Origin of the sequence: Micromonospora sp. FIMYZ51 (assembly GCF_038246755.1) — a bacterium.
In the GTDB taxonomy this organism is placed as follows: domain Bacteria; phylum Actinomycetota; class Actinomycetes; order Mycobacteriales; family Micromonosporaceae; genus Micromonospora.
In genome coordinates, this window is record NZ_CP134706.1 from 1861622 (window position 1) to 1885914 (window position 24293).

The 24293-nt window shown below is 71.8% G+C and carries 21 protein-coding genes; 10 read left to right on the top strand and 11 right to left on the bottom strand.

Annotated features, from left to right (window positions below):
* Window positions 1-41 precede the first annotated feature (41 nt).
* The 5 genes from QQG74_RS08680 (at window position 42) to QQG74_RS08700 (ending at window position 5824) form a co-directional block, all read left to right on the top strand.
* A complete protein-coding gene (locus tag QQG74_RS08680; protein WP_341719762.1) occupies window positions 42-1328 on the top strand; it encodes an extracellular solute-binding protein in 1287 nt (428 codons plus the stop codon).
* A 116-nt stretch (window positions 1329-1444) separates the two neighbouring features.
* A complete protein-coding gene (locus QQG74_RS08685; RefSeq protein WP_341719763.1) occupies window positions 1445-2410 on the top strand; it encodes a sugar ABC transporter permease in 966 nt (321 codons plus the stop codon).
* 13 nt (window positions 2411-2423) lie between these two features.
* Entirely contained in the window at window positions 2424-3266 is an 843-nt protein-coding gene (locus tag QQG74_RS08690) for a carbohydrate ABC transporter permease (RefSeq protein WP_341719764.1), read from the top strand.
* Window positions 3263-4696, top strand: coding sequence for a GH1 family beta-glucosidase (locus QQG74_RS08695; RefSeq protein WP_341719765.1), 1434 nt, complete (start codon window positions 3263-3265; stop codon window positions 4694-4696). The genes QQG74_RS08690 and QQG74_RS08695 overlap by 4 nt, the downstream gene beginning before the upstream one ends.
* Window positions 4697-4777: 81 nt before the next feature.
* Entirely contained in the window at window positions 4778-5824 is a 1047-nt protein-coding gene (locus tag QQG74_RS08700; RefSeq protein WP_341719766.1) for a LacI family DNA-binding transcriptional regulator, read from the top strand.
* On the opposite strand, the gene QQG74_RS08705 is transcribed toward QQG74_RS08700, so the two are convergent.
* Window positions 5821-7044 carry an acyl-CoA dehydrogenase family protein gene (locus QQG74_RS08705; protein ID WP_341719767.1) on the bottom strand — a complete coding sequence of 408 codons (1224 nt, stop codon included), beginning with the start codon at window positions 7042-7044 and terminating at the stop codon, window positions 5821-5823. The two genes, QQG74_RS08700 and QQG74_RS08705, sit on opposite strands and share 4 nt — an antisense overlap.
* Window positions 7044-8135 (bottom strand): phosphotransferase family protein, encoded by a 1092-nt coding sequence (locus QQG74_RS08710; protein ID WP_341719768.1) that lies wholly within the window; start codon window positions 8133-8135, stop codon window positions 7044-7046. Before QQG74_RS08710 ends, QQG74_RS08705 begins: the two co-directional genes overlap by 1 nt.
* A gap of 147 nt (window positions 8136-8282) precedes the next feature.
* On the opposite strand from QQG74_RS08710, the gene QQG74_RS08715 reads away from it, so the two are divergent.
* The 3 genes from QQG74_RS08715 to QQG74_RS08725 all read left to right on the top strand — a co-directional run bounded on the left by QQG74_RS08715 (window position 8283) and on the right by QQG74_RS08725 (window position 13550).
* On the top strand, window positions 8283-8984 hold the full coding sequence (locus tag QQG74_RS08715) for an amino acid-binding protein (protein ID WP_341719769.1): 702 nt from the start codon (window positions 8283-8285) through the stop codon (window positions 8982-8984).
* Between the two features lie 111 nt (window positions 8985-9095).
* Window positions 9096-10190, top strand: coding sequence for a GNAT family N-acetyltransferase (locus QQG74_RS08720; protein ID WP_341719770.1), 1095 nt, complete (start codon window positions 9096-9098; stop codon window positions 10188-10190).
* A gap of 453 nt (window positions 10191-10643) precedes the next feature.
* Window positions 10644-13550, top strand: a complete 2907-nt coding sequence (locus QQG74_RS08725; protein WP_341719771.1) for a glycoside hydrolase family 9 protein — start codon at window positions 10644-10646, stop codon at window positions 13548-13550.
* A 71-nt stretch (window positions 13551-13621) separates the two neighbouring features.
* Here the strand turns inward: QQG74_RS08725 and QQG74_RS08730 are convergent, their stop codons facing one another.
* The 7 genes from QQG74_RS08730 to bioB form a co-directional block, all read right to left on the bottom strand.
* Window positions 13622-14299 (bottom strand): TcmI family type II polyketide cyclase, encoded by a 678-nt coding sequence (locus QQG74_RS08730; RefSeq protein WP_341719772.1) that lies wholly within the window; start codon window positions 14297-14299, stop codon window positions 13622-13624.
* Between the two features lie 84 nt (window positions 14300-14383).
* On the bottom strand, window positions 14384-15610 hold the full coding sequence (locus QQG74_RS08735) for a cytochrome P450 (RefSeq protein ID WP_341719773.1): 1227 nt from the start codon (window positions 15608-15610) through the stop codon (window positions 14384-14386).
* Window positions 15607-15927, bottom strand: coding sequence for an antibiotic biosynthesis monooxygenase (locus QQG74_RS08740; RefSeq protein ID WP_341719774.1), 321 nt, complete (start codon window positions 15925-15927; stop codon window positions 15607-15609). Before QQG74_RS08740 ends, QQG74_RS08735 begins: the two co-directional genes overlap by 4 nt.
* A complete protein-coding gene (locus QQG74_RS08745) occupies window positions 15924-18212 on the bottom strand; it encodes an FAD-dependent oxidoreductase (RefSeq protein ID WP_341719775.1) in 2289 nt (762 codons plus the stop codon). The genes QQG74_RS08740 and QQG74_RS08745 overlap by 4 nt, the downstream gene beginning before the upstream one ends.
* Before the next feature lie 248 nt (window positions 18213-18460).
* The gene (locus tag QQG74_RS08750) at window positions 18461-18967 is read right to left on the bottom strand and encodes a GNAT family protein (RefSeq protein WP_341719776.1); all 507 of its coding nucleotides are present in this window, start codon (window positions 18965-18967) and stop codon (window positions 18461-18463) included.
* 4 nt (window positions 18968-18971) lie between these two features.
* Entirely contained in the window at window positions 18972-19172 is a 201-nt protein-coding gene (locus QQG74_RS08755; RefSeq protein ID WP_341719777.1) for a hypothetical protein, read from the bottom strand.
* Between the two features lie 16 nt (window positions 19173-19188).
* Window positions 19189-20184: a biotin synthase BioB gene (gene bioB / locus QQG74_RS08760; RefSeq protein ID WP_341719778.1), complete on the bottom strand. Its 996-nt coding sequence runs from the start codon at window positions 20182-20184 to the stop codon at window positions 19189-19191.
* A gap of 207 nt (window positions 20185-20391) precedes the next feature.
* Here bioB and QQG74_RS08765 point away from each other — a divergent pair, with 207 nt between their 5' ends.
* Together QQG74_RS08765 and bioD are read left to right on the top strand one after the other, a co-directional pair.
* Window positions 20392-21528, top strand: coding sequence for an 8-amino-7-oxononanoate synthase (locus tag QQG74_RS08765; RefSeq protein WP_341719779.1), 1137 nt, complete (start codon window positions 20392-20394; stop codon window positions 21526-21528).
* Complete coding sequence (gene bioD / locus QQG74_RS08770; protein WP_341719780.1) at window positions 21516-22253, top strand: dethiobiotin synthase; 738 nt, start codon at window positions 21516-21518, stop codon at window positions 22251-22253. Before QQG74_RS08765 ends, bioD begins: the two co-directional genes overlap by 13 nt.
* 21 nt (window positions 22254-22274) lie before the next feature.
* Here bioD and QQG74_RS08775 read toward each other — a convergent pair whose 3' ends face one another.
* Window positions 22275-23426, bottom strand: a complete 1152-nt coding sequence (locus tag QQG74_RS08775; RefSeq protein WP_341721183.1) for a cytochrome P450 — start codon at window positions 23424-23426, stop codon at window positions 22275-22277.
* A gap of 72 nt (window positions 23427-23498) precedes the next feature.
* Window positions 23499-24167 (bottom strand): 50S ribosomal protein L11 methyltransferase, encoded by a 669-nt coding sequence (locus QQG74_RS08780; protein ID WP_341719781.1) that lies wholly within the window; start codon window positions 24165-24167, stop codon window positions 23499-23501.
* Window positions 24168-24293: the final 126 nt, after the last annotated feature.

The window sequence follows — 24293 nt, forward strand, 5'->3', positions numbered from 1 at the left end:
CCACCACAAAAATCAGCCTCACCATCGAAAGAGGGCCCAGGATGAGCCTCACCACGCGGCGTTCCCGCATGGCGGCAGCCACCCTGGCCGCGATCACCGCTGTCGGCGGTCTCGCGGCCTGCGGTAAGGACGACGACAAGCCGGCCGCCGGCGAGAAGCCGGCCAAGCTGGTCGTCGACACCTTCAGCGAGTTCGGTTACGACGAACTCGTCAAGCAGTACGAGCAGCAGACCGGCATCAAGATCGAGCTGCGCAAGACCGCCCAGCTCGGTGAGTACCGGCCCAAGCTGGTCCGCTACCTGGCCACCGGCAAGGGCGCGGCCGACGTGACCGCCCTGGAAGAGGGCATCCTCAACGAGTTCAAGGCCAACCCGGGCAACTGGGTCGACCTGGCCCCGCTGATCCCCGACCACTCCAAGGAATACCTGCCCTGGAAGTGGGAGCTGGGCAAGACGCCGGACGGAAAGCTGCTCGGCCTGCCCACCGACGTCGGCAGCCTCGCCGTCTGCTACCGCAAGGACCTCTTCGAGGCGGCCGGCCTGCCGACCGAGCGCGACCAGGTCGCGGCCCTCTGGCCGGACTGGAACGCCTACCACCAGACCGGTCAGAAGTACAAGCAGGCCACTGGCAAGGCGTTCGTCGACTCGATCACCGCGGTCTCGAACGGTGTGCTGTTCCAGCACGGTGGCGATCTGTTCTACGACAAGGAAAACAACATCATCGCGGACAGCAGCCCCGGGGTGAAGAACGCCTGGGACACCGCGACCTCGATGGTGGACATCTCCGCCAAGGCCCAGACCTGGTCGCCGGAGTGGAACGGCGGCTTCAAGCAGGGCACCTTCGCGACCACCTTCTGCCCGTCCTGGATGCTCGGCATCGTTCAGGACAACTCCGGCGCGGAGAACAAGGGTAAGTGGGACGTGGCGGCCGTGCCGGGCGGCGGCGGCAACTGGGGCGGCTCGTGGCTGGCCGTGCCGGAGCAGAGCAAGTACCCGGAGGAGGCGGCGAAGCTCGCCGAGTTCCTGACCAACGCGACCAGCCAGGTGGAGGCGTTCAAGCTCAAGGGCCCGCTGCCCACCAACCTGGAGGCGCTGAAGAACGAGGCGTTCCTGAGCTACACCAACGAGTACTTCAGCAACGCGCCGACCGGCAAGATCTTCGGGGAGAGCGTCGCCAAGATCGAGCCGGTGCACCTCGGCCCGAAGCACCAGGCGGTGAAGGAGAACGCGTACGAGCCGGCCATGCGGGCCTTCGAGGGCGGGCAGGCCAGCAAGGAAAAGGCCTGGGAGCAGTTCGTCAAGGACGCAGCTACTCAGGGTGCCTTCTGAGCCAATAGCCAACCGGTGGCGTCCGGGGACTTCCCCGGACGCCATCGGTCGGTCCCCCCTCCGCGTAACACCCCTGCGCGAGGACCCCCGTTCCTCGCCGGGAAAGGAATGACCTCATGAGCCTGTCGGCCACGACGGCACCGCCGTCGCCAGCACCACCGCCTCCCGACACAGCGCCCCGGCGGCGGGGAAGTCTGCTCAACCGCTTCGATCTCAAGTACTCGCCGTACCTCTACATCGCGCCGTTCTTCCTGATCTTCGGCGTCTTCCAGCTGTACCCGATGGCGCGGACCGCCTGGATGTCCCTGCACGACTGGGACATGATCGGCGAGCACACCTTCATCGGGCTCGACAACTACACCGCGCTGCTCTCCGACGACTACTTCTGGAACGCGCTTGTCAACACCTTCGGCATCTTCCTGCTGTCGACCATTCCGCAGCTGCTGCTGGCGCTCTTCCTGGCGAACCTGCTCAACCGCACCATGCTGCGGGCCAAGACCTTCTTCCGGATGGCGATCTTCGTCCCGAACGTGGTGTCGGTGGCCGCCGTCGCGATCGTCTTCGGCATGCTGTTCCAGCGCGACTTCGGCCTGTTCAACTGGCTGCTCAGCACCGTCGGAGTGGACCCGATCGACTGGCGCAACCAGACGTGGAGTTCCTGGACGGCGATCGCCACAATGGTCAACTGGCGGTGGACCGGTTACAACACGCTGATCCTGCTCGCCGGCATGCAGGCCATCCCGAAGGACCTGTACGAGGCGGCCGAGATCGACGGCGCCAGCCAGTGGCGGCAGTTCTGGCAGATCACCCTGCCGATGCTCAGGCCCACCTTCATCTTCGTGGTCATCCTCTCCACGATCGGCGGCATGCAGCTCTTCACCGAGCCGCTGCTCTTCGGCAACGGCAGCGTCATCGGCGGTAACCAGCGGGAGTTCCAGACCCTGGCGATGTACATGTTCGAAAAGGGCATCTACAACCTGAGCACCGCCGGTTACGGAGCCGCGGTGGCCTGGGCGATCTTCATGATCATCGTGCTGGTGTCGCTCATCAACTTCCTACTCGTCCGCCGCTCGGCCAAGTGAGGAGAGATCTCCAATGATCTCGGCTTCCCAGCGCCTGTGGCGCACCAGTCCGCTTACCTACGTCGCGCTCGTGATGGCGGCGCTGCTCTCGATCTACCCGCTGTACTACATGGTCGTGATCAGCACCCGCTCGCTGGACGCGATCAATGACGTGCCGCCGCCGATCACTCCGGGCGGGTCCTTCGGGGACAACTTCGGCCGGGTCCTCGAAAACGACGCGGCCAACTTCCTCACCGGCCTGGTGAACTCGATCATCGTCTCCTCGGTGGTCACCATCGCGGTGGTGATCACCGGCTCGCTGGCCGGCTTCGCCTTCGCCAAGCTGCGCTTCCGGGGACGTAACGTTCTGCTGCTGTCGATCATCGTCACCATGATGATCCCGACCCAGATGGGCATCATTCCGCTCTGGAGCATGATGCAGACGCTGGGGTGGTACGACACCCTGTACGCGGTCACCGTGCCGTTCCTGGTCACCGCCTTCGGCGTGTTCATGATGCGGCAGTACGCCATGCAGGCGATCTCCGACGAACTGATCGAGGCCGGCCGGGTCGACGGCGCCAGCACCTTCCGGATCTACTGGAACATCGTGCTGCCCGCGCTGCGCCCCGCCGCGGCCGTGCTCGGTCTGCTGACCTTCATGGAGCAGTGGAACTCGTTCCTCTGGCCGTACGCGATCCTCACCCCGGAGAACCCGACCCTCCAGGTCTCGCTCTCCTTCCTCTCGTACGCCTACTACACCGACTACTCCCAGGTCTTCGCCGCCACCGCAGTCGGCACCCTGCCGTTGGTGATCGTCTTCATCGTCTTCGGCCGTCAGATCATCGGCGGCATCATGGAAGGTGCAGTCAAGTCGTGAGCAACCCCGCCACCCCGCCCGCAGTCGGCGTCCTCGACGAGCGTGCGCCGCTGACCTTCCCGCCCGGCTTCCTCTGGGGCGCGGCGACCGCCGCCTACCAGATCGAAGGGGCAGCGGCCGAGGGTGGGCGTACGCCGTCGATCTGGGACACCTTCAGCCACACCGAGGGCAAGACGGTCGCCGGGCACACCGGCGACGTCGCCTGCGACCACTACCACCGGCTCTCCGACGACGTGCGGCTGATGGCCGAGCTGGGGTTGAAGTCGTACCGGTTCTCGGTCTCGTGGCCGCGGGTGCAGCCGGGCGGGTCGGGTCCGGCCAACGCCGAGGGGCTCGACTTCTACCGGCGGCTTGTCGACGAACTGCTCGCCAACGGAATCGAGCCCTGGCTCACCCTCTACCACTGGGACCTGCCCCAGGAGCTGGAGGACGCGGGCGGCTGGCCGGCCCGGGACACCGCCGCCCGGTTCGCCGACTACGCCCAGTTGATGGCGGACGCGCTTGGCGACCGGGTGAAGTACTGGACCACGCTGAACGAGCCGTGGTGCTCGGCCTTCCTCGGCTACGGCTCCGGGGTGCACGCGCCGGGCCGCTCCGATGGCGCCGCCGCGGTGCACGCCGGGCATCACCTGATGCTCGGGCACGGGCTTGCCGTGCAGGCGCTGCGCGCGGCCCGGCCGGCGGCGCAGCTCGGGGTGACCGTGAACCTGTACCCGGTCACCCCGGCCACCGACGCGCCCGGCGACGCGGACGCCGCCCGGCGCATCGACGGACTGGCCAACCGGTTCTTCCTCGATCCGCTGCTGCGCGGGGCGTACCCCGGCGACCTGATCGCCGACCTGGCCAAGGTGACCGATTTCGGGCACGTCCGGGACGGGGACCTGGCCACCATCGCCACGCCGATGGACATGGTCGGGGTCAACTACTACAGCCGCCACGTGGTGGCCGCGCCGGTGCCCGGCGAGGAGCCGGAGCGCTACTGGCGGGCCCCGTCCAGCTGGCCGGGCAGCGAGGACGTCCGGTTCGTCAACCGGGGCTTCCCGGTCACCGACATGGACTGGGAGATCGACGCGCCCGGCCTGGTGGAGACGCTGCGCCGGGTGCACGAGGAGTATACTGACCTGCCGCTCTACGTCACCGAGAACGGCTCGGCCTTCGTCGACGCCGTGATCGACGGCAAGGTCGACGACGCCGAGCGGCTGGCGTACTTCGACGCGCACCTGCGCGCCGCGCACGAGGCGATCAAGGCGGGCGTGCCCCTGCGGGGATACTTTGCCTGGTCGCTGTTGGATAATTTCGAGTGGGCCTGGGGCTACACCAAGCGGTTCGGCATGGTCTACGTCGATTACGACAGCCAGACCCGCATTCCCAAGTCCAGCGCCAGGTGGTACGCGGAGGTGATCCGACGCAACGGTCTGGCCGCACAATAAGGCGATGGCCAGCCAGTAACGGGCGGCCCGGCATCGACGCTGATTCAGGTGCCGGGGCCGCCTACGTCGGAGGAGCAGACGATGACAACGCAGCGCACCCGGTCACTCGGGCGCCCGACCCTCGACGCGGTCGCTGCCCGGGCCGGGGTCGGTCGCGGGACGGTCTCCCGCGTGGTCAACGGCTCTCCCCAGGTCAGTCCCGAGGCCCGGGCCGCCGTGCAGCAGGCCATCGCCGAACTGGGGTACGTGCCGAACCGGGCCGCCCGGGCCCTGGTCACCCAACGCAACGACTCGGTCGCCCTGGTGGTCAGCGAGTCAGGTGAGCGGCTCTTCGCCGAGCCGTTCTTCGCCGGCGTCGTACGGGGCGTCAGTTCGGTGCTGCTGGAGACACCGCTGCAACTCTGGCTGGCCATGGCGCAGTCACCGTTGGAGCGGGAGCGGGTCGAGCACCACCTGACCAACCAGCACGTCGACGGCGTACTCCTGCTGTCGCTGCACGACGACGACCCGCTGCCGACCCTGCTGGAGGAGCGCGGCCTGCCCACCGTGCTGGGCGGCCGACCGGCGCGGATGCTGCATCCCGAAGCCCAGCCCGCCTTCTTCGTCGACGTGGACAACGCCGGTGGGGCGCGGCAGGCGGTGGAATATCTGGCCGGCCGGGGGCGGCGGCGCATCGCCACCATCGCCGGCCCGCAGGACATGGGCGTCGGCCTGGCCCGGTTGGCCGGGTACCGGGACGCGGTGCGTACCGCCGGGTTCGGCATCAACCCCGACCTGATCGGGTACGGCGACTTCAGCGAGGAGAGCGGCGCCACCGCCATGCGGAGGCTGCTGGAGCGCTGCCCCGACCTGGACGCGGTCTTCGTCGCCGCCGACCTGATGGCCTGCGGCGCGCTGCGTACGTTGCGCGAGGCGGGCCGACGGGTGCCGCAGGACGTGGCGGTGATCGGGTTCGACGACGCGCCGATCGCCCGGCAGACCGACCCGCCACTGACCTCGGTCTTCCAGCCGGCCGACGAGATGGGGCGGCAGATGGCGCGGCTGCTGGTCGCCCGGATCCGCGGTGAGGAGATTCCCGCACCGCACCTCGTTCTGGACACCGAGCTCGTCGAGCGCGCCTCCGCCTAGACCGGCGGGGTACGCCAGCGGCGCAGCTCGCGTCGGGCGAGGCTGGCCCGGTGCACCTCGTCCGGCCCGTCGGCCAGCCGGAGGGTGCGGGCCTGGGCCCAGAGCGCCGCCAGGGGAGTGTCCTGGCTTACCCCGGCACCGCCGTACGCCTGGATCGCCTTGTCGATCACCCACTCGGCCATCGCCGGAGTGGCGATCTTGATGGCCTGGATCTCGGTGTGCGCGCCCTTGTTGCCGACGGTGTCCATCAACCAGGCCGTCTTGAGCACCAACAGCCGGGCCTGCTCGATGCGGACCCGGGATTCGGCGATCCACTCCCGGACCACGCCCTGCTCGGCGAGCGGGCGGCCGAACGCGATCCGTTCGATGGCCCGCCGGCAGAGCAGCTCCAAGGCCCGTTCGGCCATGCCGATCAGGCGCATGCAGTGGTGGATCCGGCCGGGTCCGAGTCGGGCCTGGGCGATGGCGAAACCGGCGCCCTCGGCACCGACGAGGTTCTCCGCCGGCACCCGTACGCCGTCGAAGTCGATCTCGGCGTGCCCGCCGTGCGGCGCGTCGGTGTAGCCGAAGACGGTCAGGCCCCGCCGGACGGTGACCCCGGGCGTGTCCCGGGGCACCAGGATCATGCTCTGCTGCCGGTGCCGGTCGGCACCCGGATCGGTCCGGCCCATCACGACGAAGAGCGCGCAGGCCGGGTCCATCGCCCCGGACGACCACCACTTGCGGCCGTCGATCACGTAGTGGTCCCCGTCGCGCCGGATCGAGGTGGCGATGTTCGTCGCGTCGGAGGAGGCCACGTCGGGTTCGGTCATGCAGAACGCCGAACGGATCTCGCCGGCCAGCAGCGGGGTCAGCCAGCGCTCGCGCTGGGCGGGAGAGCCGAACTCGGCAAGCAGTTCCATGTTGCCGGTGTCCGGCGCGGCGCAGTTGAGCGCCTCCGGGGCGAGGTGCGGGCTGCGCCCGGTCAGCTCGGCGAGCGGGGCGTACTGGAGGTTGGTCAGCCCGGCACCGTGGCGCGGATCGGGCAGGAAGAGGTTCCACAGGCCGCGTCGGCGGGCCTCGGCCTGCAACTCGGCAAGCACCGGCGGTCGCGCCCAGGGGTCACCGGCGGCGGCGACCTGCGCGGCGTTCACCGCCTCGGCCGGGTAGACGTGCTCCGTCAGGAACTCGGTCAACTCGGCGCGCAACCGTTCGGTGCGCTCGTCGTACGCGAAGTCCATCACGCCTCCCCGAGGGTGCTCAGTCCGTGGGCGACAAGCGGGGCCACCATGGCACCGATGGCGTCGAAGCCCGCGCCGACGGTCTGTCCGAGGGTGTGCCGGTAGTGGATGCCCTCGCAGATGACGGCGAGCTTGAAGCAGCCGAGCGCGACGTGCCAGTGCAGCGGGCCGACGTCCACGTCGCTGCCGGCGGCGTACCGGTCGATCAACTCCGTCGCGTCGGGGAAGCCGGCCCGGGGACCGAGGGCGTCGGCGACCACCGGGTTGCCGGCGCTCTCGTGGTCGCGGTTGAGGTCGCTGTCGCCGAGGACGGTCCAGTAGGTCAGCAGCAGCCCGAGGTCTGCCAGCGGATCGCCGAGGGTGGCCATTTCCCAGTCGAGCACCGCCGTCACGGTGACCGGGTCGACGGTGGCGAGCAGGTTGTCCAGCCGGTAGTCGCCGTGCACGACGCGGCCGGCGTACCGGCCCTCGGGTGCGGTGGCGGCGAGCCGGTCGCGCAGCTCGTCGATGCCGGGCAGGGGCCGGCTGCGGGAGCGGTCCAACTGGCCGGACCAGCGGCGGACCTGCCGGGCGAGGTAGCCCTCGGGGCGGCCGAAGTCGGCCAGGCCGACCACCGCCGGCTCGACGGCGTGCAGCGCGGCGAGCGTGTCCATCATCGCCATCGCCAACCCGCGCCGCTGCTCGACGGTGAGCCGATCGGTCTGGGCCCGGCTGCGGAACACCTCGCCGGGCACCTTCTCCATCAGGTAGAACGGCGCGCCGATCGGGTCGGTGTCCGGACAGAGCAGCACCGCCCGGGGTACCGGCACGTCGGTCGGCGCCAACGCCGAGATCACCCGGAACTCGCGGGCCATGTCGTGCGCGGTGGCCAGCACGTGCCCGAGCGGCGGCCGGCGCAGCACCAACTCCTGGTCGCCGGCCCAGAGCCGGTAGGTCAGGTTGGACCGGCCGCCCGCGATCAACTGCGCCCGCAGCCCCCCGGTGACCAGGTCGGGCCGGTGCACCGCGAGATAGCCGGTGAGCCGGTCGAGATCCAGGCCGGCGGGGGAGCCGGCGGCCGGGATCGGGGTCTCGTCCGCCGGATCGGTCATCCGGACAGTCCATGGCAGCTCGCGAGGCTTGTCAAGGTCAGGTTTAGCCCTGGGGACATGCCGCCGCAACGGGGACGAAATGGTCAACTGTCAGGCTGCTGATCAGCCTGCCGACACTGTGCCGGCTCGCCGAGCGGAGGGGTTGCGATGTTGCTGCGCGTTCGGGTCACCCTGCCGGACCGTCCGGGAACGCTCGGGCAGGTGGCTCGCACCCTCGGGGTGTCGGGCGCGGACATCGTGCAGGTGGTCGTGCTGGAGCGCCTCGGCGGGCGCGCGGTCGACGACTTCACCGTGGTGTGGCCGGGGGCCGCACGGGTGGAACGCCTGCTGGCCGGCCTGGCGGCGATCCCCGGGGTCCGGGTGGACGGCGTGTGGCGGGCGATCGGCGCGCCCACCACCACCGGCCAGGACGCCGAGTTGCTGGCTCAGGTCGCCGCCAACCCGGCCGACGGGCTGGCCACCGTGGTCGACGCGGTGCCGGGGCTGCTCGCCGCCGAGTGGGCGGTCGCGGCGGTGGTGCCGGTCGACTGGGCCTCCCGGACCGGTGGCGGCGGCGCGACGGTGGGGCACGCCAGTTGGCGTACGCCCGTACCGCCCCGGCTGCCGGAGGTGACGCCGCTGCGCGCCCGGTCGATGACCATGCCCGACGGCGGCCACTTCGCGGTGGCACCGTTCGGCCGGGCCGGGCTGGTCCTGGTGGTCTCCCGGGAACACAGCGACACCCTCAGCCCCGCCGCGTTCCACTCCACCGAGGTGGACCGGCTGGCCCAGCTGGTCCGGGCCAGCGCGGTGATCCTCGGCGACCGGCTCGACCTGGTCGGTAGCCCGCCGGTAAGCGCCAACCCGTGACCTCGCCGGAGCGACTGTGACGCACGACGCAGGGCCGCTCCCGGCCGGACACGGCGGGGCAACCGGCCCGCAACAGCCGGCAGCGAGGGTGACACGGGAAGGGAGGCAACCATGACGCTGTGGCGGATCCGGGCCACCGTGGACGACCGACCGGGTTACCTGTCGGTGCTCACGGCGAGCCTCGCGTTGCGTGGAGTCAACATTCTCAGCGTGCAGGTGCACACCACCGAGGGCGGTGCCGTCGACGACTTCCTGGTCGACGCGCCGGACACCCTTGACGAGGCGGAGCTGATCGCCGCCGTGGAGCGGGGCCGGGGGCGGCACTGCTGGGTGGCGCGCAGCGAGGCGCGCGGCCTGGCCGACCAGCCGACCCGGGTACTCGGGCTGGCCGCCCGGCTGGTGCACGACCCGGACGCGACAGGCGAGGTGCTGCGGGCCCTGCTCGGCGCGGACGAGGTGACCTGGCGACCGGTGCCGGCCGCCACCCGGTCGGGGATCGACGGCATGACGATGTTGCTGACCGACCCGAACGGCGGCTCCTACCTGCTGCGCCGCGTTGCGCCGAGCTTCACGCCGGCCGAGTACGCCCGCGCCCAGGCCCTGCTGGAGGTGGGTGCCGCCGCGACCCGCCGGTGCGCCGAGCAGGTCACCGTGGTCCTGCCCGACGGTGCCGAGCTGACCGTACGGCCGGCGGGCGCCGACGACCTGGCGGGTGTGCTGGAGCTGCACCAGGTCTGCTCGGCGCGTACCCGCCAGCGCCGTTATCTGGGCGGGGCGTCACTGCCCTCCCCGGCCCGCCTGCGTCGGCTGCTGGAGCCGGCCCGCGGGCTGACCCTGATCGCCGCGACGACCGGCTCCGACGGGGCGGCGGAGTCGGTCGTCGCGATGGCGAACCTTCTCGCCGAGGGCGACGAGGCCGAGCTGGCGCTGCTGGTACGCGACGACTGGCAGCGGCGCGGGCTGGGCTCGACCCTGCTGCGGCGGTTGACCCGGCAGGCCGAGTCGGCCGGCTACGCCGCGATGGTGCTGCACGTGCAGGCGGAGAACACGCCGATGCTGCGTACGCTGCGCCGGCTGTCCCGGCCGACCCGGGTCCAGCAGGACGCCGGCCTGCTGACGCTCACCGTGCCCCTGACCACCGGCCGGCCGGTTGATCGGTCGGTCGCGGGAGCGGATCTGCCGACGGCGGTGGAAAGCACCGGCTGAGGACCGACCTCGCGACACCGGTGCAGATCGCCGGCTGACGACGAGGAACAGATGACCGACCTCCGGTGCGGAGGCCGGTGAGGAGGGCAGGGCACCCGGTTCGGGTACCCTGCCCTCCGCCTCCTCCCCTCCCCTCCCCCTCCCCACCCCCACCCCCACCCCCACCCCCACTCGCCCCGTTGATCATGAGGTTGACGGCACTTTGAAGATCATCTACTGCCGTCAACCTCATGATCAACAGGGTGGGGTGGGGGTGAGGAGGGTGGGAGGAGGTGGGGGTTCGGGCTTCACAAGGCGTGGCTGGTCGGATTACATTGTCAGCTATCCATGGGAGCGCTCCCGGTCCCATGTGACACCCCCGCCACCACCACTTACGCCGGCAGCCTCCCTACCCGTCGTGTCCGTTCGCGCCCGGCCGGTGCTGCCTGCCCGCATCGACAGGAGCACAGTCGTATGCACCTCAGCTGGCCGCGCCGCGCTGGCGCCGCACAACCCCGAACACTCTCGACCACCGCGACGGCGCTGCTCACCGGGCTCGCGCTCGCGATCGGCGGCCCCGCCACCGCCGCAACCGCCGCGCCGGCCGCCGGATCAGAGGCGGCGGACGTGGGAACCGCTGCCGCGCCGGCCTTCAACTACGCCGAGGCGTTGCAGAAGTCGTTGCTGTTCTACGAGGCGCAGCAGTCCGGCAAGCTGCCGGACTGGAACCGGGTCTCGTGGCGCGGCGACTCGGCGCTGCGCGACGGCTCGGACGTCGGGCTGGACCTCACCGGCGGCTGGTACGACGCCGGTGACCACGTCAAGTTCGGTTTTCCGATGGCGTTCAGCGCCACCATGCTGGCCTGGGGTGCGGTGGAGTACCGCGCCGGCTATGTCGCCTCCGGCCAGCTCACCCACCTGCTGAACAACCTGCGCTTCGTCAACGACTACTTCATCAAGGCGCATCCCTCGCCGAACGTCCTCTACGGACAGGTGGGCAAGGGCGACGACGACCACAAGTGGTGGGGACCGGCCGAGGTGATGCCGATGGCGCGGCCCGCGTACAAGATCGATGCCAGCTGTGGCGGCGCGGACCTGGCGGGGGAGACGGCGGCGGCGATGGCCGCGTCGTCGATGGTGTTCCGGCCCACCGACGCCGCGTACGCCGACAAGCTGCTCACCCACGCCCGGCAGCTCTACACCTTCGCCGACACGGTGCGGAAGAGCTACCACGAGTGCATCACCGACGCGACCAGCTTCTACCGATCGTGGAGCGGCTACCAGGATGAGTTGGTGTGGGGCGCGATCTGGCTGTACCGGGCCACCGGCGACGCCGCGTACCTGACCAAGGCGGAGAGCGAGTACGACAAGCTCGGCACCGAGCCGCAGACCACCACCCGCTCCTACAAGTGGACGGTGGCCTGGGACAACAAGCAGTTCGGCGCGTACGTGCTGCTGGCCAACCTGACCGGCAAGCAGAAGTACGTGGACGACGCGAACCGGTGGCTGGACTTCTGGACGGTAGGCGTCAACGGCGAACGGATCCGGTACTCGCCCGGCGGGATGGCGGTGCTCGACTCCTGGGGCGCGCTGCGCTACGCGGCAAACACCGCGTTCGCCGCGCTCGTCTACAGCGACAAGACCACCGACGCGACCCGCAAGACCCGCTACAAGGACTTCGCCGTCCGGCAGATCAACTACGCGCTCGGCGACAACCCGCGCAACTCCAGCTACCAGATCGGGTTCGGCGCCAACTCACCGAAGAACCCGCACCACCGCACCGCGCACGGCTCCTGGTGGGACAGCATGACCGTGCCCACCGAGACCCGGCACATCCTCTACGGTGCGCTTGTCGGCGGCCCGTCCTCGCCAAACGACGCGTACACCGACAACCGGTCGGACTACGTGATGAACGAGGTCGCCACCGACTACAACGCCGGCTTCACCTCGGCCCTGGCCCGACTGACCCAGGAGTACGGCGGCACTCCGCTGGCGGGCTTCCCCGGCGTCGAGCGGCCCGACATCGACGAGCTGACCGTGGAGACCACGGTGATGCAGAACGAGCCGCGCGCTACCGGACTGAAGGCGATCATCTACAACAAGTCGGCCTTCCCGGCGCGGGCGCTCACCGACGCCAAGTTCCGCTACTACTTCCGCACCGACGGCACCGGGCCGGTGCAGGTCACCTCCGGCTACACCCAGGGCTGCCCGTCGCCGTCGACCGCCCGGCAGGTCAGCGGCGATCTCTGGTACGTCGAGGTCGACTGCACCGGGTACACCATCGCCCCGGCCGGGCAATCCCAGCACCGGATGGAGGTGCAGTTCAAGATCGGCGTACCGGAGGGCGGCACCTGGAACACCGCAAACGATCCCTCGTACCAGGCCACCGCCGGGCCGAACCGCAACGTGCCGCTCTACGTCGGCGGGACGCGAGTCTGGGGGCAGGAGCCGACCACCACCGCGGACACCACGCCGCCCACCACCCCCGGCACCCCGGTCGCCACCGCGGTCACCTCCCGTACGGTGAGCCTGACCTGGCCGGCGTCCACCGACATTGAGAGCGGAATCGAGGACTACAGCGTCAGCATCCGCGAGGTCGGCAGCGACGCCATCCTGCTCCGCACCAGCGTCACGAACTCGGTGACGATCGACAACCTGACCCCCGCCCGGACGTACGTGTTCAGCGTGCAGGCCCGCGACAAGGCCGGAAACCGCTCCGCCACCTCGCCGAGTCTGACCGTGACCGTCCCCGCCGTCGACGAGGGCGACACCACCCCGCCGAGCACACCGGGCAGCCTGACGGTCTCCGGGATCACCTCGACCGGAGCGACGCTGACCTGGACCCCGTCGACCGACAACGTGGGCGTGACCGGTTACCGGATCTACCGCACCGAGCTGGGCGCGGTCCTGGTCGCCACGGTCCCCGGCACCACCTACACGCTTACCGGGCTGAACCCGCAGACGACGTACTACTTCCACGTGGTCGCGATCGACGCGGCGGGCAACGCCTCAACGCCGACGGAGACGGTGACGGTGACCACCTCGGCGCCGCTGCCGACCTCGCCGTGCCGGATCACCTGGAGCACAAACGACTGGGGCACCGGCTTCACCGCGAACATCACCATCGCCAACACCGGCACGACGGCGATCAACGGCTGGACGCTTGCCTTCACCTTCCCGAACGCCGGGCAGCGGGTCGGTCAGGGCTGGTCGGCGACGTACCAGCAGACCGGTACGGCGGTGACCGCCACCAGCCTCTCCTACAACGGCACCATCGCGCCGGGTGCCTCGACAAGCATCGGTTTCAACGGCACCCACACCGGCAGCAACCCGAGGCCGACGAGCTTCACCCTCAACGGCTCCACCTGCACCGTCGCGTGACGGCGGGGGCCGGATCCGCGCGCTGCTTGCCGGGGCGAGCGCGCGGATCCGGCCCTCGGCCGAGGCGATCCTCAGTCCTCGGCGCGCCAGCGGTAGAACTCCTTGGCCACGGCGTCCTCCGGACCGCGCCAGGTGTCGGGACTGTACGCGCTGATGTACGGGCCGAGATCCGCCATGATCTTGGCGAAGGCCGGGGTGTCGTGGTTCTCCCGCACGGCGGCGAACGAGGCGTCGGTCTGCTCCAGCACGTGCAGGTAGACGTCGTCGATCGAGTACAGCCAGCGGCCGGTCACGCCGAGGCGCGCCGGCAGCTCACCGGCGTCGGACTCGGCGAAGATGCGCGCCACGTCGGGTTCTGCGCCGGGCTTGATCCGGGCCACGATGATTGTCCGGTTGGGGCCGGTCGTCTCGCCGGCCGGCGGTTCGGCCGGGGCCCAGTGGTAGAACTGCTTCGCCACCGAGTCGGACGGGTTCTTCCAGTACCTCGGGTACGGCGTCACGTACGGGGCGATGGCCTCGGCGATCTGCTGGAAGGCGGGCAACCCACGGGTCTGGCCGGTCACCGCCGGGTCGGCGACCCGCTCGATGACGTGGATGTAGAGGTCGTGGAAGGAGAGCAGGGTCCGGCCGATGACGCCGAGGTCCTGCGGGCGGGTGGTCCGGTCGTAGTAGCCGAAGGTGTCGGCGACGACGCGTTCGCTCTCCTCGCCGGGCACCATCCGGCAGACGATCACGTTGCGGAAGGTCATGACTGGGACTCCTTGGGTGCGTGGGTCGGTTGTGGACGCGGGGAGCGATCCGGGCGGGCCGCGGTGACCTCGGCGGGGGACCCGTCACGCGGTGAACCGGACGGGTAGTTCCAGCAGCCCCCGGAACGGCGACGCGGCCGGCAGCCGACGCAGCTCGCCGACCGGCACCCCGAGCCGCAGCCCGGGCAGGCGGCGCAGCAACGTCCCGATGCCGATCCGCGCCTCCAGCCGGGCCAGCGAGACGCCCAGGCAGTAGTGCACGCCGTAACCGAAGCCGAGGTGCGGGCCGCGGACCCGGCGCAGGTCCAGCCGGTCCGGGTCGACGAAGTGTTCCGGGTCGTGGTTTGCCGCGTTGAGCACCACGCCGACGATCGATCCGCGCGGGATGCGGACCCCCTGGTACTCGACGTCCTCGCTGGCGATGCGGGGACTGGCCACCGGCAGCGGGCCGTCGAAGCGCAGCAGTTCCTCGATGGCCGAGGGCAGTAGCTCCGGCTGTCGCCGCAGCAGGTCGAGCTGGTCGGGGTGGGTCAGCAGCGCCACCACCGCGTTGCCGATGAAGTCGGCGGTGGTCTGGTGGCCGGCGAACAGCAGCAGGAAGGTGGTGGTGACCAGTTCCGGCTCGGAAAGGGCCCCCTCCTGGTCGCAGGCGCAGAGCAGCGCGCTGATCAGATCGTCGGCGGGCTGCGCCCGCTTTGCCTGCACCAGTTCGGTGAGGTACCGGTGCAGCTGCGCCTGGGCCTCCTGCACGGCCGCCCGTTCCTGTTCCGGGCTGCGGCGCGACGACCCGGAGGTCCGGATCACCTGGGTCCAGTCGAGCACCCGGTCGTGGTCGGTCGCCGGTATCCCGAGCAAATCCGAGATCACCAGCATCGGCAGCGGGATGGCGAAGTCGTGCATCAGCTCGGCCTCGCCGTGCGGCACGATCTTGTCGAGCAGGTCGTCCACGATCTGCGCCACCCGGGGCCGCATCGCCTCGATCCGGCGCGGCGCGAACGCCTGCGACACCAGCCGGCGCAGCCGGGTGTGCTCCGGCGGGTCGGCGTTGAGCATGTTCTTGTTCAAGCCCGCCGAGTTGGGGCCGAAGATGCGCAGGTAGTGCTCCTGCGGGCCGTACAGGTCCTTGGAGAGCCGGGGGTCGGTGAGCGCGGTGCGGGCGTCGTCGAAGCGGCTGATCAGGTACGAGTCGAACCGCGGTGAACTGACCGGGCAGACCGGCTGCTCGGCGCGCAGCCGGGCGAACGTCGGGTACGGGTCGGCGGCGAACTCGTCGGTGTAGAGCTCGGCGGCGGGGATCGGGCACTCGGTCATCGGTCCTCCTGCGGACCGCCGCGCATGCTGTGCAGCACCTGGTAGGTGTGGCGTTGCGCGGACTCGCGCAGGTCACGGATCACCCGCAGCAGCTCGTCGCGCTGGGCGCTGCGGCCGAAGGCGTCCAGCCGGTCACGGTCGGCCCAGTCGCTGATGATCAGATAGCTGCGCGGGTCGTCGGCGTCGCGGACCAGGTCCTGACGCAGGCAGCCGTCCAGCGCGCCGATCTTCTCCGCCGCCGCGAGCCACTCGGCCTCGAACCGCTCCTCACATCCGGGCCGGGTCCGCATCGCCAGCACCGTGCGCACGGTGCTCACTTCGCGCCGCCGAAGACCAGGTGCAGGTTCTTGCGCAGCCCGTCGGCGTCGATCGGCTGGCTGCGGAAGCCCACGTGCCCGTCCGGGCGGATCAGGTACAGGGCGGTGCCGGTGACGCCGTACCGGGCGCGGAACTCCCCGGCGGCGTCGCGCAGCACCGGCGGGGCGAGCAGTCGCGGCTGCGGGGCCTGCGGGTCGAGCAGCAGGTACGCGTCGAGTTCCCCCGCCGCCAGGGCGCCCAGGTCGGCGCAGATCTTCTCCACCGCGGCGACCGCCGCCTCGTCGGCCGAGCCGTCCGCGTACAGCAGGAGGGTGTGCCGGGTGCCGCGGGTGAGGTCGCGCAGCCGCAGCGGGTGGCCGACGCCGCGGCGGTGCAGGCCGCCGACGTCCGGTGCCCGGTCGCCGGGGCGCGGGCCGGCGCGCAGCGCGTCGGGGTCGGTGACGGTCTCGCCGACAAGTGGACTGTCGGTGTAGCTGAGCAGCATCGACATCTCCTGGAGGAACTGCCGCTTCAGGTCCTCGCGGTCCAGCTCGTCGGTGAACGCCATCCGCACCGCGCGGCCGACGATCTCCTCGCCCTCCGGGCGCCGTTCGGCCTCGTAGCTGTCCAGCAGTCCCGGCGCGGCCTTCCCGCGCACCGCCAGGGCCACCTTCCAGGCGAGGTTCCAGGCGTCCTGGATACCGGTGTTCATGCCCTGACCGCCGGCCGGCGGGTGCAGGTGGGCCGCGTCGCCGGCCACGAAGACCCGACCGTCGCGGTAGCGGTCGACGATGCCGTGGCTGATCCGGAACACCGACGACCAGCGCAGGTTCGACGCCCGGGTGCCGGGCGGGGCCAGCCGGTCGATGGCGGCCTGCACGTCGGCGAGGGTCGGCTCGGCCAGCTCCTCGCTGAAGCCGGGCGGGGCGTCCTGGCCGCCGGTCTGGGCGAAGAACCGCGGCGGTGCCAGGGTGGCGATCCGGTAGCGGGACTCGCCGCGCAGCGGCACGCAGACCAGCATGCCGTCCATCCGGCCGTCCGTCTCGTGCATGAAGCGCAGCAGGTGCCCGTCGGGCATGTCCCAGTCCACGTCGACGTCGCCGAGCATGAACAGCTGCGGGAACTGGCCCAGCCCGCCGGTGAAGGTGAGCCCGAGCAGCTCGCGGACGTTGCTGTGCGCGCCGTCGCAGCCGAGCAGGTACTTCGCGCGTACCGTCTCCTCGCCGCCGGGGGTGTCGAGGGTGGCGGTGACGCCGTCGTCGTCCTGGGTGAAGGCGGTCAACGCGGCACCCCGCCGGGGGCGTACGCCGAGGGTGGCGAGGCGTTCGGTGAGGATCCGCTCGGTCTCGTACTGGGGCAGCCCGAGGTGCGCGTACGGCAGCTCGGGCAGCTCCCAGCTCATCCGGTGCGTCTCGTGGCCGTTGACGAACACCATGTTGCCGGTCAGCCAGATCCCGGCGTCCATCGCCTCGCGGACGACGCCCTGCTCCTCCCAGAGCTCCATGGTGCGGCAGTGCACCCCGATCGCCTTGTCGGCGTGCCCGGGCGGGGTGGCCCGCTGCTCCACCAGCCGGCAGTCGATGCCGCGCCGGGCCAGTTCGATGGCGGCGGTCAGCCCGGTGGGCCCCGCCCCGACGATGAGTACGTCCGTTGTCGTGTGCACGTCGGTCTCCTTGCTCGGTGTGCGGCCGCGCTCGGGCAGGGCCACATCGGCGGAAGTCGCCACGCCGTGGAACAGGCGGCGGCGGATCCGGAGCAGGAACTCGGCGATCGGTCCGGCCTCCTCTCGCGCGTGGGCCGGGTTGGCGATCCACCTGTGGAACTCGGCGGCGCCGGTCCACTCGGCGAAAATGTGGAAGGTGTCCGAGTCCGGCTCGCGCAGCAGGTCCTCCCGCAGGTAGCCGGGTACGCCGGCCATCCGGTGCAGCACCTGCGGATAGCCCTGGTCGAACTCGGCGCGCCGGGCCGCCGGCACGGTCAGCTCGACGTCCACGAAGACGGTCGAGCCGCCACCGGGCACGTCGCGCATCACCCGGCGGTCGGTGGCGGCGGACGGTTCGCACAGCGGCCGGACGGCCTCGGCGAACCGCGCGGCGACCGGCCCCTGCTCGTAGTCGCGCAGGGCGGCCTCGTCGGTCCACTCGGTGACGATGACGCAGCAGCGTGCTTCGGTGGCGTCGACGAGGAGGTCCCGCAGCAGGTTGCCGGGCAGCTCGCCGATTGCCGCGCGGGTCGCCTGCCAGGCGGACGCCACGGCCGGTTCGCAGCCGGGGCGGGCACGCAGCCGGACCATCGTCCTGATCATTCGTTCTCCTTCGACGGCGCGTGCTGCGACCCTGCCGAAGGTTGCGTCATCCCGCCGTCACCGCAGACCGGCGGCCAGTCCGCCGTCGGTGACGCCCAGGGGGAACCGCCGGTGCCCCGCGCGGACGGGCCGGTGCCCCGCGCGGACGGGCCGGTGCCCCGCGCGGACGGGCCGCTGCCCCGCGCGGACGGGCCGCTGCCCCGCGCGGACGGGCCGGTGCCGCTGGGCGGCCGGGAGAAGCCGTGCGCTCAGTCGGGCAGGTCGTCGGCGAGCAGATCCATCAGCAGGCCGTCGTGCCAGCGGCCGTCCGCGCCGCGCTCGTAGCGGCGCAGCACGCCCACCGGCCGGAAACCCACCTTCGCGTACGCCCGGATCGCGGCGGTGTTCGCCGCTGCCGGGTCGATGGTGAAGCGGTGGTGGCCGTGGGCGTCGATCAGGTGCCGGGCCAGGGTACGGATCGCGTCGCCGGCCAGCCCACGGCCCCGCACCACCGGGTCGAGGAAGATGTCCATGCTGGCGTGCCGGTAGTCCGGATCCTCCTCGGCGTACCACTGGATCGCGCCGACCAGCTGACCGTCGTGCTCGATGGCGTACACCATCAGGTTGTCGTCGGCGAGGTCCGCCGCGACGGCCGCGACCAGGTCCTCGCCGCCGCGCCACCAGCGGCGCACCTCGGGGGTGGCCCGGATCGCGGCAAGTACGCCGACGTCTGCGGCCGTCGCCGGCCGCAGGGTCACCGCCGTGCCACGCAGCATCCGCTCAGCTCCGGAGCTCGCCGTGCGCGACACAGACCGCCGACCAGCCGGCCGGCAGCACCTGAACCTTCATCCGGCGCCGGCAGTGCGGACAGTAACGCGGCGGTTCCAGCAGCCGAGCGCTTGCGCACGCGCGGTGCTCACCGACCTCGGCCGACTCGCCGCAGCGGTCGCACCAGCGCGCCACAGACTCGATCGTCGTCACGGGGAGACCTCCGTCGTCACAGCGTCGCGGAGAGCGCCTTGACCGGCATCTTCAGGTCGTCGAGCAGCTTCAGGTCCTCCGCCGCCGGGCGGCCGAGGGTGGTCAGGTAGTTGCCGACGATCACCGCGTTGATGCCGCCGAGCAGCCCGTCGCGGGTACCCAGATCCCCGAGGGTGAGCTCACGGCCGCCCGCGTACCGCAGGATGGTGCGCGGCAGGGCCAGCCGGAACGCGGCGATGGCCCGCAGCGCGTCCTTGCCCTCGACCACCGGCCGATCAGCAAGCGGCGTGCCGGGGCGGGGGGTGAGGAAGTTCAGCGGCACCTCGTGCGGGTCCAGTTCGGCCAGCTGCGCGGCGAACTCGGCCCGCTGCTCCACGGTCTCGCCGAGGCCGAGGATGCCACCGCAACAGACCTCCATGCCGGATTCGCGGACCATCCGCAGGGTCTCCCAGCGCTCCTCCCAGGTGTGCGTGGTGACCACGTTCGGGAAGTACGAGCGGCAGGTCTCCAGGTTGTGGTTGTAGCGGTGCACGCCCATGGCGACCAGCTCGTCGACCTGCTCCTGGCTGAGCATGCCCAGCGAGGCGGCGACCTGGATGTCGACCTCCGCCTTGATCGCGGCGACGCCCTCGCGCATCTGCTTCATCAGCCGGGCGTCCGGGCCGCGTACGGCAGCCACGATGCAGAACTCGGTCGCCCCGGTCGCGGCGGTCTGCTTCGCCGCCTCGACAAGCGACGGGATGTCCAACCAGACCGAGCGCACCGGTGAGGCGAAGAGGCCGGACTGAGAGCAGAAGTGGCAGTCCTCCGGGCAACCGCCGGTCTTCAGCGACACGATGCCCTCGACCTCGACCTCCGGGCCGCACCAGCGCATCCGCACCTCGTGGGCGAGCTGGAGGGCGGCGGGCAGGTGCTCGTCGGGCAGGTTCAGCACGGCGCGGACACCAGCCTGGTCGAGGCCGACGCCACCGTCCAGCACCTGGGTCCGGGCCTGGTCGAGGATCTCTGGCATGGGTCGTACCCTACAAGGCCGCCGGGCGGCGAGAAACGGCCTGCACGCCGCCCCGCACCGCGCCGCTGCGGGCCCACCGCCGCGCAGCAGGCCGGGTGGCGAAACAGCCCGCGGCGAGACGAGGCGAGCCGGTGTGGAGCCGTCGGGGCGCGGCCGGCGGATGGTAACTTCGCCCCCGCGAGCGGGGGGCGACGGCGGGAGGCGAGGGTGGCGGACTGGCTGGCGGCGCTTGATCGCCGTGCCGAGCTGCGGGCGAAGGCGGGACTGACCCGCCGGCTGCACCCGCGCGCCGCCGCCGACGCCGTGGTCGACCTGGCCGGCAACGACTACCTGGGCCTGGCCACCCATCCCGAGGTGATGGCCGCCGCGACGAAGGCGCTGTCCGAGTACGGGCTGGGCGCGACCGGCTCGCGGCTGGTGCGCGGCTCCACGTACGCCCACCACGCGCTGGAGGACGATCTCGCCGACTGGCTCGGCGCGGACCGGGCGCTTGTCTTCTCCTCCGGCTACCTGGCCAACCTCGGGGCGATCCGCGCCCTGGTCCGACCCCGCACGCTGCTGGTCTCCGACGCGCACAACCACGCCTCGCTTATCGACGGCTGCCGCCTCTCCGGCGCGGAGACGGTGGTCACCGCACACGCCGACGTCGACGCGGTCGCCGCGGCGCTGGCCGGCGCGCCCGGCCGCCCGGCGGTGGTGGTCACCGAGTCGGTCTTCTCCGTCGACGGGGACCTGGCCCCGCTGGCCCGGTTGCACGCCGTCGCCCGCGACCACGGCGCGTTGCTGCTTGTCGACGACGCGCACGCGCTCGGCGTGACCGGTCCGGCCGGGGCCGGCGCGGTGGCCGCCGCCGGGCTGGCCGGCGAGCCGGACGTGCTGATCACCGCCACCCTGTCCAAGGCGCTCGGCGGTGCGGGCGGGGTGGTGGCCGGCCCGGCCGGGTACGTCCGGCACCTGGTGGAGACCGGCCGGACCTTCATCTACGACACCGCGCTGCCCCCGGCGGTGGCCGCCGGGGTGCGCGCCGCCCTCGACCTGGCGCGGGCCGGTGACGGGGTGCGCGCCGAACTGGTCGACCGGGCGGCTCTGGCGGCCCGCCGGCTGCGGGCCGCCGGGCTCGACGTCAGCACGCCCGACGCGGCAGTGGTCTCGGTGACCGCGCCCGGTCCGGAGGCCGCCACCGGCTGGGCCGCCGCCTGCCGGGAGCAGGGCGTGGCGGTCGGTTGTTTCCGGCCGCCGTCGACCCCGGACAACCGTTCCCGGCTGCGGCTGACCATCGGCGCCGGGGTGTCGCGGGCGGACTTCGAACGGGCCCTGGAGGTCATCGTGGAATGTGCGCCATGACGGATCAGTGGCGGGGAGCGGTGCTGGTCACCGGGACCGACACCGAGGTCGGCAAGACCGTGGTGACCGCGGCCATCACGGCCGCCGCGCAGGCGGCCGGGCTGCGGGTGGCGGTGGTCAAACCCGGCCAGACCGGTACGGCCGCAGCTGTGCCCGGCGACGTCGAGGCGGTCACCCGACTCGCCGCCCCGATGACCGGCCGGACACTTGCCAGCTTCCCCGACCCGCTCGCCCCGTTGGCCGCCGCGCGGGTGGCCGGGTTGCCGCCGCTGGAGCTGTACAACGCCGTCGACGCGGTCCGGGACGAGGTGGAGAAGCACGACCTGGTGCTGGTCGAGGGGGCCGGTGGACTGCTCGTACCGATGGGGCTGCGGCCCTCGGGCGAGCCCTGGACGGTGGCCGACCTGGCGGTGTCGCTGGGAGCTTCGGCGGTGGTGGTGGCGCGGGCCGGGCTCGGCACCCTCAACCACACCGCGCTCACCCTGGAGGCGCTGGAGCGGCGGGCGGTGCCGGCCGGCGTGGTGATCGGCGCCTGGCCCGCCGAACCGGAGCTGGTGCACTGGGCCAACCTCAGCGACCTGTTGCCGAGCCTGCTCGGCGCGCTGCCGGCCGGGGCCGGGGCGATGGACCCGGGGGTGTTCCGACGCTCCGCGCCGGGTTGGCTGACCCCGGCGCTGTACGGCGTGCTCGACGACTGGCGGGCCTGGGCCGACGAGATCAGCTGACCTTCCGACTGCTTACTTTCGTCAGGATCCGCCCGCACCGGTGCCGGGGTGCACCAGGAAGCTGTCGGGCATCCGGAAGGTGAGGTTGTCCGGGTACCGGGGTGGGCGCAGCACGCGTACCCGGGCCAACAGCGGGGCGCATTCCGCCACCACCGTCGCGGCCTCCATCCGGGCGAGTTGGTCCCCGACGCAGCGGTGCACACCCGCGCCGAAGGCCAGATGCCGGCGTGACCCGCGTTGCCCCGGCCGGAACTCGTCGGGCGCCGCCACGAGCTGCGGATCCCGTCCGGCCCCGGCCAGCCACAACACCACACTGGTGCCCGCCGGCACCGCGGTCCCGCCCAGCGTGGTGTGCACTGCGGCGACCCGCCGCCAGGTGACGATCGGCGGCTCCAGCCGCAGTCCCTCCTCCACCACGTCGGCGACCGCGACCGAGCCGTCGCGCAGCCCGGCGAGCACCGCCGGCTCGCCGGTGAGCCGATGCAGCAGCAGGGTGAGGAACTGCGAGGTGGTCTCCTGGCCGGCGACCAGCAGGAAGAACAGCGCGCCGACCACCACGTCGGGCGGGTGCCCGGCGGCGCGCAGCGAGGCGGCCAGGCCGCCGCCGGTGGCCGCGAACTCCCGCAGCACCCGGTGGAAGCGACCCACCTCGGCGGCGAGAACCTGCTGCCGGTCGGCGTCCAGCGGCGCCCAGAACAGCTCCAGCGCCGCGCGGGCGAAGTCCTTCACCGCCGCGACCGGGGCGTCCGGCAGCTCGACCAGCCGGGCCAGGACCAGCAGCGGCAGGTCGGCGGCGAGACCGGCGTGCAGGTCCACCGGTGCGCCGGTGTCCAGGGTGGCGGCCAGGTCGGCGACCCGGTGCCGGACCAGCGTGGTCAGCCAGTCCCGCTGGGCGGCCACCCGGGTCGGGTGCAGCGCCTCGGCGACAAGCGCCCGGATCCCCGGGTGGCTGGTGGCAGCGTTGTTGGCCAGGGTCGGCGGCAGCCGGAACCGGTGCGCGGCGAGCACCCGCAGCGCGGCCACCGGCAACGGGGTCACCGCGTCCAGGGCGTTGTCCGGCCGGTACGTCACCGGGTCGGTGAGCACCTGGCGGACCAGCGCGTGCCTGGTCACCAGCAGGTGTTCGACGCCCACGTGGTCGGCAACGCGGGCCAGGTCCGGCCACCGGGCCATGCCGCTACCGGCCCCGGCGTCGGCGACGGCCGTCGGGGTCCGCTCCCAGCTGCGGAACAGCACGGCGTCACGCTAGCTGGCCGGTTTTCCACCGCCCACCCGCAGCTGCCAGACGGTGGTGCGCTTCACCCGTACGCTCTCCAGCGCCTCGGTGACCGGCACGTCGTAGGCGGTCAGTTCGTCGAACCGATCCCTGGGCAGGAAGGCGCGTCCGGGGTCGCCGACCAGCACCCGCGCCCCGCCCCGGGCGGTCCGCAGCAGGAAGCGCAGCACCCGGTTGGTCATCGCCTCGCTGTAGAAGACGTCTCCGGCGAGCACCACCTCGGCGTCGCCCGCGTCGCCGTCGAGCACGTCACCGAGTTCGGCGTCGACGCGTACCCCGTTGGCCTCGGCATTGAGCGCGATCGCCGCGACGGCCAGCTCGTCGATCTCCACCGCGCGGACGGCGGCGGCACCGGCCCGGGCGGCGGCGATGGCCACCAGGCCGGAGCCGGCGGCCAGGTCGAGCACCCGACGCCCGGCGACCAGCTGCGGGTGGTCGGTCACGTACCGGGCCAGTCCCTGGCCGCCGGCCCAGGCGAAGGCCCAGAACGGCGGCGGCCGGTCGCTGCGGAACTCACCCTCGGTCAGCTCCCAGAGGCCGATCGGCTCGTCGGCCTGGTGCAGTCGCACCTCCGGTACGAAGGCAACGGGGGCGAGCCGGGCGTGCAGCCGGACGAAGGCGGCGGAAAGTTCGGACACCGGCCGATTGTGCACCGTGACCCGGCACGGCGTGTCGCGGTGGCTCGGTGACCGGTTCAATACCGTACGTGAAATCGGGCATCCTGCTTCACAACCCGTGCGAACACGCCCGTCTACCGGGTGGCC